The sequence below is a fragment of the Clostridium sp. OM05-6BH genome (assembly GCF_003481635.1).
Taxonomy (GTDB): domain Bacteria; phylum Bacillota; class Clostridia; order Lachnospirales; family Lachnospiraceae; genus Butyribacter.
The window spans coordinates 50,823-63,037 of the sequence record NZ_QULH01000010.1; the positions used below are offsets into that span (position 1 = coordinate 50,823).

The 12,215-nt window shown below is 43.3% G+C and carries 11 protein-coding genes; all 11 read right to left on the reverse strand.

The window, feature by feature from the left end:
- Nucleotides 1-5 precede the first annotated feature (5 nt).
- Nucleotides 6-1,217 (reverse strand): aspartate kinase, encoded by a 1,212-nt coding sequence (locus DXB73_RS09535; protein WP_022025227.1) that lies wholly within the window; start codon nt 1,215-1,217, stop codon nt 6-8.
- A gap of 38 nt (nt 1,218-1,255) precedes the next feature.
- A complete protein-coding gene (locus DXB73_RS09540) occupies nt 1,256-2,476 on the reverse strand; it encodes a homoserine dehydrogenase (protein ID WP_118506741.1) in 1,221 nt (406 codons plus the stop codon).
- A gap of 83 nt (nt 2,477-2,559) precedes the next feature.
- Nucleotides 2,560-3,664 (reverse strand): peptide chain release factor 2 gene (gene prfB / locus DXB73_RS09545; protein ID WP_118690954.1). Its coding sequence is split into 2 segments (ribosomal slippage): nt 2,560-3,588 and nt 3,590-3,664, totalling 1,104 coding nucleotides; the frame shifts between segments, so codons are not numbered across the junction.
- Nucleotides 3,665-3,745: 81 nt separating this feature from the next.
- Complete coding sequence (secA, locus tag DXB73_RS09550) at nt 3,746-6,310, reverse strand: preprotein translocase subunit SecA (protein WP_118506743.1); 2,565 nt, start codon at nt 6,308-6,310, stop codon at nt 3,746-3,748.
- Nucleotides 6,311-6,513: 203 nt separating this feature from the next.
- A complete protein-coding gene (gene raiA / locus DXB73_RS09555) occupies nt 6,514-7,041 on the reverse strand; it encodes a ribosome-associated translation inhibitor RaiA (RefSeq protein WP_022025222.1) in 528 nt (175 codons plus the stop codon).
- 275 nt (nt 7,042-7,316) lie between these two features.
- Complete coding sequence (gene rplT / locus DXB73_RS09560; RefSeq protein ID WP_022025854.1) at nt 7,317-7,673, reverse strand: 50S ribosomal protein L20; 357 nt, start codon at nt 7,671-7,673, stop codon at nt 7,317-7,319.
- Between the two features lie 19 nt (nt 7,674-7,692).
- Complete coding sequence (gene rpmI, locus DXB73_RS09565; protein ID WP_022025855.1) at nt 7,693-7,893, reverse strand: 50S ribosomal protein L35; 201 nt, start codon at nt 7,891-7,893, stop codon at nt 7,693-7,695.
- Nucleotides 7,894-7,967: 74 nt separating this feature from the next.
- Nucleotides 7,968-8,462: a translation initiation factor IF-3 gene (gene infC, locus DXB73_RS09570; protein WP_022025856.1), complete on the reverse strand. Its 495-nt coding sequence runs from the start codon at nt 8,460-8,462 to the stop codon at nt 7,968-7,970.
- Nucleotides 8,463-8,787: 325 nt separating this feature from the next.
- A complete protein-coding gene (locus DXB73_RS09575; RefSeq protein WP_147354471.1) occupies nt 8,788-10,035 on the reverse strand; it encodes a hypothetical protein in 1,248 nt (415 codons plus the stop codon).
- A gap of 20 nt (nt 10,036-10,055) precedes the next feature.
- A complete protein-coding gene (locus DXB73_RS09580) occupies nt 10,056-10,895 on the reverse strand; it encodes a hypothetical protein (RefSeq protein ID WP_118690956.1) in 840 nt (279 codons plus the stop codon).
- Nucleotides 10,896-10,955: 60 nt separating this feature from the next.
- Nucleotides 10,956-12,209, reverse strand: a complete 1,254-nt coding sequence (locus DXB73_RS09585) for a DUF5716 family protein (RefSeq protein WP_118690957.1) — start codon at nt 12,207-12,209, stop codon at nt 10,956-10,958.
- Nucleotides 12,210-12,215 lie beyond the last annotated feature (6 nt).

Consider the following 12,215-nt stretch of genomic DNA (forward strand, 5'->3'; position numbering starts at 1 on the left):
GTCAATTAACGAGACAATGCAAATGCATCATGAACTGCCTGTGCAGCCTCATTGACGTACTTCTCTTCTACGAGAACGCTGACACGGATCTCGGAAGTAGAAATCTGCAAAATGTTTACTCCTGCATCATACAATGCTTCAAACATCTTAGCTGCAACACCTGCATTAGACATCATTCCGGCACCGACGATAGATACTTTGGCAACGTTAGTGTTCACTGTTGTCTTCTCGCATTTCAGACTTGTGTTAGCATGTCTTTCCAATGTCTCCATTGCCGTGTCTGCCTGATCTCTGGTTACCGTAAAGCTGATGTCCTGTGTTCCGCCATGCTCTACAGACTGTAAGATCATATCTACATTGATATTGTGATTTGCTAAATGCTGGAACAGCTTAAATGCTACGCCCGGCTTATTCTCTAATCCAACTACTGAAATCTGTGCTACATTTTTATCTGTGGCTACACCACTTACTAACATTTTCTCCATTTTACTTTCCTCCTTTACTACAGTTCCTTCACTTGTATTCAAACTAGAACGTACTACCAACTGTACGCCGTATTTTTTAGCCATCTCAACAGAACGATTGTGCAATACACCGGCACCAAGACTGGCTAATTCCAACATCTCATCGTACGTGATCTCGTCTAATTTACGAGCATTTGGTACGACACGTGGATCTGCAGTAAAGACACCATCTACATCTGTATAAATCTCGCAGGCGTCTGCATGTAATGCAGCTGCCAATGCTACTGCTGTCGTATCGGAACCACCTCTTCCGAGTGTTGTGTAATCATCAAACTTATTGATTCCCTGGAATCCTGTAATTACTACGATACGACGATTATCCAACTCATTACGGATACGCTCCGTATCAATTCTCTTCAGACGAGCATTACCATACACTTCTGTCGTATGCATCTGCACCTGAAAAGCATTCATGGAAACTGCCGGAACACCGAGAGAGTCCATTGCCATTGCCATAAGTGCAACGGATGTCTGCTCACCTGTTGTAAGAAGCATATCCAACTCTCTGCGGGACGCCTTCGGATTAATATCCTTTGCCATATCCAACAAAACATCTGTCTGTTTGCCCATTGCAGAAAGAACGACTACTACCTGATTTCCTTTTTTGTAATCTTCAATACAACGCTTCGCCACATTAAAGATCCGCTCTTTGTTGGCAACGGAAGTACCACCAAATTTCTTAACAATTAACATATCTATCCTCTTTTCTGCTCATATTACTGAGCGGCTTATTATTTCGTCTCCGGAACACGGATCTTATTGATCACATTGCCGAGTGAATCTGCTGCTGATGCATAAGCTCCCTCTGTGATCTCTCCCGTGATAAATGCATATTCGTCCGCATATCCGGCATCAATCTCTGTCACATCGCCAAACGCTTCTTTGACCTTAGCTGCATTCTGTGACTTATCTCCACGCAAACGCACGAAGAAGCTGCTCTTGCTCTCCTCAAAAGGTTCTAAAGCGATCTTCTCGGCACTCCACTGTACCTCAACGCATTTTCCTATGTTTTTAGCGACTTCCATAACATCGGAAACGACCGCACTGGCTGTTGCCAGCTTGCCGGCGCCCTGTCCATAGAACATGACATCTCCAACCATATTTCCTTTTACTAAAATAGCGTTAAATACATCGTCTACGCTATATAATGGGTTCTCCGGATAGATCAGCACCGGTGCAACTTTTGCGCTGATGCGATCTCCATCTTTCTTGCTGGAACCAAAAATTTTTACTTTGGCCCCGATCTTACCGGCATATACGATATCACGGTCTGTGATCTTGGTAATTCCCTCTGTATAAACATCGTTAAAATCCAGTGTCTTGCCATAAGCAAGAGAAGTTAAGATTGCGATCTTGCGGCAGGCATCATATCCTTCCACATCTGCAGTCGGATCTGCCTCTGCATAACCAAGCTGCTGCGCCTCTTTGAGCACTGTGTCAAAATCAGCTCCCTTATTGGTCATCTCTGTCAAAATAAAGTTCGTTGTACCGTTTAAGATACCGGAAATCTCCAATATCTCATCCGGATTCAAAGAACTCTGCAGTGGGCGGATAATCGGAATACCACCACCAACACTGGCCTCAAACAAGAAACTTACATTGTGGTCTTTTGCTATCTGAATAAGCTCCGGTCCAAAATCAGCCACCAACGCTTTGTTGGATGTGCAAACACTCTTCCCGGCCTCCAAACTAGCCTTTACAAACTCATAGGCAGGGTGTAATCCTCCCATCGTTTCTACAACCACATGAACCTCCGGATCATTTTTGATCACTTCAAAATCATGTACCAGCACTTCCTCTACCGGATCTCCCGGAAAATCTCTCAAGTCCAGCACATATTTTGTACAGATCTCATCCCCGATGCGTTTTGCGATCATCGCATTGTTCTCGCGAATAATATCAAAAACACCGGATCCGACTGTTCCGTAGCCTAACACACTTACGTTAATCATAGTTTCCTCCATTTCTCTGCCAATGTATTTTTATTTATGTCAGATGCCCCCTTACAAAAAGGAGCATAGAGCACACTGCTCATTTACTTTGTGATCCATGCTAAATATGCATTGATAAACGGATCCAGATTGCCATCCAAAACGTCTTGCACATTACCGATCTCAGCACCGGTACGATGATCTTTGACCATGGTATACGGCTGCAGCACATAGGAACGGATCTGGCTTCCCCAGCCAATCTCTTTGGATTCGCCTCGGATACCGCTCGCCTTTTCCAACTGCTCCTGCTGTTTTAAAATATACAGCTTTGCCTTGAGCATCTGCATTGCCTTATCCTTATTCATATGCTGTGAACGTTCATTTTGGCACTGTACCACGATCCCTGTCGGGAAATGGGTAATTCTAATTGCAGAAGAAGTCTTATTGATATGCTGACCACCCGCTCCACTGGAACGATATGTATCGATACGAATATCATCATCTGCGATCTCAACATCAAGATCTTCTTCGATATCCGGCATGACATCACAGGATACAAAGGATGTCTGCCGTTTGCCGGCTGCATTAAACGGTGAGATTCTCACCAAACGGTGCACTCCATGCTCTGATTTCAGATAACCATACGCATTTGCGCCATTGATCTGCAGCGTAACTGATTTATAACCCGCTTCATCACCATCCAGAAAATCCAGCATTTCAACTTCAAATCCATGCTTTTCTGCAAAGCGCTGATACATACGGCACAACATACTTGCCCAGTCGCAGCTTTCTGTTCCACCGGCACCGGCATGAAGCGTTAATATTGCATTGTCTTTGTCGTATTCTCCACTCAAAAGTGTTTCAATACGCAGGGATTCATATTCCTGCTCAAATTGCTGCAGTGAATCTTCTACTTCCTCCAACACGCTGACATCATTTTCTTCCTCCGCGATCTCAATCAACATCAAAATATCATCGCGGGCGCTCTCCAATGACTCATAGCGTTCTATCACGGATTTCAGCTTTTTGGACTCCTGCACGATCTTGGCAGAATGTTCCGGGTCATCCCAAAATCCCGGATCTTCCATTGTCTTGTCCAGTTCTTCCACTCGATCTCGTTTATTAGCGAGGTCAAAGTGAATTCCCCATTTCAAGCAGTGGCTGTTCATAGTTTGCAAGCGTCATTTTGACTCTGTCAAACTCTACCATACCAACTCACCTCTTTCTATATTTTATCAATTATATCCTTCCGGCTCACGATCCGTGAACCGGAAGGCACTATAATACTTATTATGCACGGCGTCCGCAGCACTGTTTGTACTTACGTCCGGAACCGCATGGGCACGGATCGTTTGGCTGTACCTTCTTGGTTGTACGGCGCTTTGGCTGTGCCGGCTGAGACTCATCCTTATTCGTTCCGGTAACCTTAGCAACCTGCTCACGCTCTACTTTCTGCTCGATCTTGATATGTGTGAGCGCTTTTACAGTCTCCTCTGTGATCGAATCAATCATTGCATTGAACATATCAAATCCGGCGAATTTGTATTCCACAACCGGATCTCTCTGTCCATATGCCTGTAATCCGATACCTTCACGAAGCTGATCCATATCATCGATATGATCCATCCACTTGTTATCAATAACTCTCAACAGAATAATTCGCTCAACCTCACGGATCTGATCCGGATCAGGGAATTCTGCCTCTTTTGCCTCATATACCTTAACGGCTTCCTCTTTGAGTTTCTGTGCCAGATCCTCTCTGGTACCATGTTTTAACATCTCGTCGTCAAGCTGAATTCTCTTCAACGGTATGATCGGAAGCAAGACATTATTTAACTCCTGTACATCCCAGTCTTCTGCACTGCCATCCTCCGGAATGACTGAATTTACGCAATTTTCCACTTCATCGGTGATCATCTTGTAGATCGTATCACGCATACTCTCTCCATCCAGAACACGACGACGCTCTTTATAGATCACTTCACGCTGCTCATTATTAACACGGTCAAACTCCAGCAAATTCTTACGAATACCAAAGTTGTTACCCTCAATCTTCTTCTGTGCATTTTCGATCGCACTGGAAAGCATCTTGTGCTCTACCTGCTCTCCGTCCGGCATAGCATCAAACAGTCCCATGATTCGCTCTGAGCCGAAAAGACGCATCAGATCATCTTCCAAAGAAATGTAGAATCTGGATTCACCAGGATCTCCCTGACGTCCGGCACGACCGCGCAACTGGTTATCAATACGACGGGACTCATGTCGCTCCGTACCGATGATCTTCAGACCACCAAGTTCCGTAACCCCATCGCCAAGCTTAATATCGGTACCACGACCGGCCATATTCGTTGCGATCGTAACGGCACCCTTCTGTCCGGCATCTGCAATAATCTCTGCCTCCAACTCATGGAACTTCGCATTCAAGACTTTATGCGGAATGCCTGCTTTCTGAAGTTTAGCACTCAGATACTCAGAAGTATCAATTGTGATCGTACCGACCAAAACAGGCTGCCCCTTCTTGTGAGCCTCTACAATGTCAGCAACAACGGCATTGAACTTATCCTCTTTGGTCTTATATACTGCATCATTATAGTCAATACGCGCAATCGGCTTGTTGGTAGGTACTTCAACAACGTCCATCTCGTAAATCTCACGGAACTCTTTTTCCTCAGTCAACGCAGTACCGGTCATACCGGATTTCTTCTCGTATTTATTAAAGAAGTTCTGGAACGTGATCGTTGCCAGTGTTTTACTCTCTCTCTTGACCTTAACATGCTCTTTCGCCTCGATCGCCTGGTGCAGACCATCCGAAAAACGGCGTCCCGGCATGATACGTCCCGTAAACTCATCAACGATCAAAACCTCATCGTCTTTTACCACATAATCTTTGTCGCGATGCATCAAAGAATGTGCACGAAGCGCTAAGTTGATATTATGCTGCAATTCCAAGTTGTCCGGATCTGCAAGGTTCTCTACCTGGAAGAAACGCTCTGCCTTGCGCACACCTTCTTCTGTCAGATTTGCATTTTTATCCTTTTCATCGACAACATAATCTCCGGTTTCCTGCTGTTCCTCATTCATGAGAATATCCATCTTGGAAAGTTCTTTTGCAGTACCTTTGGTCAACTGTCTTACGAAAATATCACACATCTCATACAATTTAGTTGACTTGCCACTTTGACCGGAAATGATAAGTGGTGTTCTCGCCTCATCGATCAATACCGAATCCACCTCATCGATGATCGCATAATGAAGACTTCTCTGTACAAGCTGCTCCTTGTATACAACCATGTTATCACGCAGATAATCAAATCCAAGTTCATTATTAGTTGCATACGTAATGTCACAGTTATATGCCTCACGGCGCTCATCATTATCCATATTATTTAAGATAACACCAACCGTGAGTCCCAAAAATTCATGTACTTTACCCATCCACTCAGCATCACGCTTTGCCAAGTAATCATTGACGGTAACGATATGGACACCTTTGCCCTCTAACGCATTCAAATATGCCGGCAATGTAGATACCAACGTCTTACCTTCACCGGTACGCATCTCTGTGATACGTCCCTGATGTAAAATAACGCCACCGATCAACTGTACTCTATAATGACGCATATCCAATACACGAGTAGCCGCCTCGCGGACAGTAGCATACGCTTCCGGCAGGATGTCGTCCAATGTCTCACCATTCGCCAAGCGCTCCTTAAATTCAGGCGTCTTAGCCTGTAGCTGCTCGTCTGTGAGCTTCTCAAATTCCGGTGCTAATGCTTCAATTTTATCAACAATCGGAATGATTCGCTTTACCTCACGCTCACTGTGAGTACCAAAAATCTTAGTAAATACACTCATAATTATCTCCTAATCTAAAATTTATAACAAACCAATCTAAAGTATATCATTATCCCCTTTCAAACGCAAGGGGTGCCAACAGCAATTTCTCGTTCTCAAAAAAAAGAGAAGACTACTTATCGATTGCTCTCAAAATAGTCTTCTCACGCTTATCTTTCTCTTTACCTAATCCCTAAGGATCTTATACCTTACCTATAATCTCTCTAAAATTCCGGCTCGATCAATCCGAAAGTGTTGCCTTTACGCTTATAAACAACATTGACTTCATCTGTCTCTGCGTTACGGAATACATAGAAATTATGTCCTAACAGATCCATCTGAATACATGCTTCTTCCGGATCCATCGGCTTCATTGCAAATCTCTTAGAACGGATGATCTTGATCTCATCATCATCATGGATCTCTTCCTCAACAAACGCTTTACTAAGACTAGCTGCCGTCTGTTGCTGATCTACCAATTTATTTTTGTATTTGCGAAGCTGTCTCTCAATGATCTCCTCTACAAGATCAATGGATACATACATATCATTGCTTACCTGCTCAGCACGTACAATATTTCCTTTCATTGGAATCGTAATCTCGATCTTTTGTCTCTCCTTCTCGACACTTAACGTCACGTGAACTTCGGTTTCCGGAGTAAAATAACGCTCTAATTTGCCAATCTTCTCATAGATGGCTTCCTTGAGTCCTTCTGTAACATCGATATTCTTTCCGCTGATAATATACTGCATAGTTACCACTCCTTTGCTGTTTAATGGTTATATTATACCCCAACTCGTCCACAGAATCAAGTGAAAATGCACAATTTTCATTTTGTAATAAGAAATTTATTATGCAATTTTTACAATTTCATATCATATAACGAATATAACCCGCGTTTTGCAATGCATCACATTACCCATTAGCGACGTGCGCCGCAAGGTGCACGCACAAAACGGACATTCCTGTTCGGAATGTCCGTTTCTATTTCGTATAAGATATAGTTTGGGATATTATATTCTAAAAATTATCCCAACTTAGCCTTTGCTGTCTCTACTAAGCTAGCAAATCCTTCCGGATCACTGATTGCCATCTCAGACAACATCTTACGGTTGATATCGATCTCAGCCAATTTCAAACCATACATAAAACGGCTGTAAGATAAACCATTCATTCTAGCTGCTGCATTGATACGAGCGATCCAAAGTCTTCTGAACTGTCTCTTTCTCTGCTTTCTGCCTGCGAAGGAAGAGGTAAGTGCTCTCATGACAGACTGCTTTGCAACACGGTACTGTTTAGATCTTGCTCCTCTGTATCCCTTTGCCAGCTTTAATACTCTATTATGTTTCTTCTTTGCGTTTAATCCGCCTTTAATACGTGCCATTATTACGTTCCTCCTTCTATTATTTTGAATATGGAAGCATGCGCTTCATCATCTTTGCGTTTGTTGCATCAACCTCAACAGCCTTACGAAGAGTTCTCTTTCTCTTAGTAGACTTCTTGTTCAAGATGTGGCTCTTGTTTGCTTTCATCTTCATCAATTTACCTGTTCCAGTTGTTTTAAAACGCTTTGCTGCTGCACGCTTTGTTTTCATTTTTGGCATGATAAAATCCTCCTTAACATTTGTTTATTTATTAAAGAATGTTTCACAGAAACTTCTGCAAATAACACACTTTATTAGCGCTTCTTTGACAAAAACATTACCATGGATCTGCCTTCCATCTTCGGCGGCTTATCCACAACCGCAATATCCTCTACCTTTTCAAAGAAACTGTCCAGGATCTGCTTACTGTAATTGATATGTGTCATCTCTCTTCCGCGGAAACGAAGTGTAACTTTTACTTTATCTCCTTTTCCTAAGAACTTTCTTGCATGATTTGCTTTGGTGTTCAAATCATTGACATCAATATTTGGAGAGAGGCGAACTTCCTTAACTTCCATCGTTTTCTGCTTCTTCTTGGCCTCTTTTTCCTTACGTGCCATTTCATAACGATATTTGCCGTAATCAATAATCTTACATACCGGTGGCTTTGCACCCGGAGCAATCTTTACTAAATCCAGATCTGCCTCTCGTGCAAGTTTCATCGCATCTCTAGCTGACATAATGCCAAGCTGCTCTCCGTCCTGTCCAATCAGACGAACCTCTTTGTCTCGGATCCTCTCGTTAATCATTAAATCGCTAATGGTCGTACACCTCCAACTTTCTTCATACTCTTTTTCATTTTACCCAAAGAAAAAAACGCGGGTTTCAAAGAGAAATCCACGTTCTTGCAAAAGGAAATAATATACCATAATACAATGATTATATATATTTTATACACTTTTTAGTAACCCAAGTCACTTGCTCGTGCTAAGGTGAGAGTGGATACTCTTCTTTGGTTGTGTATGATCACACAACAGTCATATACTAACACATCTTTTTTTGGGTGTCAATATCTTTTTTTGGGGGCAGCACTCTTTTTTTAGGCTACACTCTTTTCGGGGAGTCATCACATTTTTACGACTCTTTGTAATAGCTTTGTACGATCGCGATGATATCCCGCTCTGCACTTGGGGTCTGGGCAATGATCCGGTCGATCCCAGCTAACATGGATGCCTTTGCCTCATCATTTTCTGCCATGCGTTCCCGTAGTTTTTGGCGGCGTATATTTAAGGCATGACGCACCTCCACCATTTCTTTGGGATCTATGATTGCTAATGTCTGACTTAGCCAGATATCCGGTGTCGCAACATGATTATCACGCAGCAATTCCAGCAATTGATCCTGCACAAGCTGCAGTTGTTTTGTATTTTCCTGGAATTTGCGTTCATACTCCTTGGCACGCACATATTCCTGCCATATCTTTTCAAACTCCGCAGCATCTTTCACCTGAAACTTAGCCCGATCATAATCCAACAGACTGCGGTTATTAATGTATTTGATCTTGACACGGTTTAACAACGTCGTCGCCTTGTTGATCTTTTTGCCTAACAACGCCGCTTCTGTCCGATTACGCAATGATTCCGCAAATATTACCGTGGCAGAAATTGCCGCCAGCAATATCGTTCCCAAATATGGATATGTCATATCTACTTCCATCGCATAGTACAACACAGCAAACAATACAAACAACGATATAATAAGAAGAATGACAAACTTTGCCATCTTTTTCAGCATTCTCTGATTGGCGATCACCTGACGCTGCTGCCGGTGAAGATCTTTTTTCGTCTCATCCAGCTTTTCAATATCTCCATTGATCGATGTCTGATACATTTCGGCATCATACATTTTCTTTACTTCTCTGCCAAGAACTTCCTCATACGGATCTAATAATCGGATCTGTGCATCCGTGATCGTGAGGCTGCGATTTTTGTACTGATTGCGTTCACGAGTCAGGTTCATGATACGTTTGCTTAAGTCATGCAGCGTATCTTTTGCTTCGCCGGATATTTCATCGATCCGCTGAATATCCGTCAATCGCTCACTCACCTTGTCATACTCGACCGTCGCCAACTCACGCTGATGTTCTATTTCACGGATTGCCTCACAGCACTCTGTGACAAGTCGCTTGCTTTCTGCAACATCTCCCGGTATTAATTCATTATCATCAAACGCTTCCGGCAAAGTTGTTCCCTCATTCGATACTGTTTTCTGTGTCTGTGCACGCCTGCGGTCAAATTCTTCCTGTGCCAAACGCATCTGCTCTGCCAATTCTGCTGCTTCCTGCTCTTTCTTTTCCCTACGTCTACGATTCCAAAATGCCATACCTTCCGCCTTTCTGTATATTATATACTGATCTGCTGACGATACTCCTCTTTCCATTCTCGGATCATCTCATCGATACGATCATAATATTCCGGCAGCTTTCCATTACTCGCCGGAAAACGCATCTTTTTGATCTGTCGCACTTTTACAGCGATCGAACAGCGTTTTTTACATTCTTTGTACTGATCTTCGATAGAGACCAGCCGATCCGGTAATAACCGCAACGTACTTACCGCCTCCTGCCAGGCTTGTTCATTTCCGGACAGGTGTAGTGCCGCCAAATAACACTGTAGACTTTTCTCTTTTTTATTTGTCTCATATGCCCGCAAAAAATAATCCGATGCCTGCAAATACTCACCCAGCAGACCAAGTGCCACGCCGATATTATGATAAAGCGGTGCATATTCTGCCGGACTTGCCTGCATCATATCCTCACTACGTAAGATTGCCTGATATCCCTCGACCGCACTTTCATAGCAGCCGCTCTGTAACTGCGTATCAGCCTTGATCTTACGGCATTCTCTCTCCGGAAGATGCTCTGTTTCTTCCATAATATGTACCATTTCATTGATCTGAGGTTCATCAAAATAATCGCAGCTGCAGCAGATTGTCACAACAACATCTTTTAACGCATCCTCTCGTGTTGACATTGCCTCTAATTTATCAGCAAGTTCTGTTAATGCCAGTTCCTCCCTGACCCAGCTTACGAAGCCTTTGCCAAAAATATCCCTCTGCAGCAGATAAATATTGTGCGCAATAAAATAACATACTTCTTCAATGGAATATACCCGCGTATCCCCTAATTGGAAGTGATACGGCCGTTTTGCAAGCCTGCCGCAGCACTGTATCAATCGTCCCATAAAAACCTTACCTTTCTGTGTCTTCAGTTACAGACTAAAAACACAACGAACACCTCTCATTTATAGACGGATACATCGTTCCCATATCCGGTTGCTCGTCGGTGATATTTCTCCGAATCCATTATCTTTCAGCGTGATCACTGCCGTCTCCCGATTCGAAAAACGTACCCGCACCGTAAATCGTGTCGTTTTATTTTCTCTTCCTTGAAAACCACTCAATGACAACATATGTATTTTGGTCTGATGTTTGATCACATCCTGGACCGCGATCTGAATCTCATATTCCTTATCCGGGATCACATCAACACTAGCATCAACCTCTTCCCAAAGACTTCCTGCTTTTGCCAAAACCACATCCTGCATCTGCGCCTCATGATAAACCCGCAGAGATACATTGGCCGTGATCATATCCTCATCTAACAAAATACATTGATCCAGCTTACCCTCTCCACTAAATTCTCTAGCCGCATAACAGGCACCTTTCGTAAAAATATTATTTCCCCGGAACACTCGACGGCCATTACATAACTTTTGCAATGCCTCTTTGGCCCACTCGCCATCAAATGCATCCCCCTGCGCATACAACGTTGTCACGGCCTGCTTATGCATTGCTGTCTCTGCAATATTCACGAATGCATACTGTGCATCTACCGACTCTTCCTCTAACATAGAGTAGTCAAATACATTTGTCAGATTCTGCGTTGTAACACCGACGATCCAAGGAATAGTTCGCCTGTCCACTGTAATCTGTGAATAGAGCAACTCCTCCTTATTGAATAAAAACAATCCTACATTGTTCAGCCATAATTCTTTCGGCTGACTCACCGCATAATACATATAACTTAGACGATAATTTTGTATAGACATGCGCTCCGGATACAAATTAAGCTTTTTGCCAACCTGATGCAGCAATTTGGTAAGTGCCGGCGTCTTGTCATGCACTGTAATGACCAGATGTTTGATCCTTTGCTCCGGAAACTGCTGTGTCACTGCACTAAGCAGCTTGAGCAGATACCGTTCTAACACCATTTCCGTTTGAAAAGTGTGTCCCCCTGCTTCAAACGATGTTTTCTGAAAATGTTCCAACAGGTGATCCAATATGATCTCCTCACCACCGTCTCCCTCCTGATCCGGAAAGCGCCACGTTCCCGAAGCTTTTAACCACTTTAACGCCATCGGAAACTCATATACCATCTCACCATTAATTTCTCTGCCTAGTGGAACTGCCTCATATTCGGTGCGATCAAAGCAGGTGATCTGTGAAGCCTGTTTGCCGAGATCTATGCCCAATAATAATTGATTTTTTTCGTCCATCACACA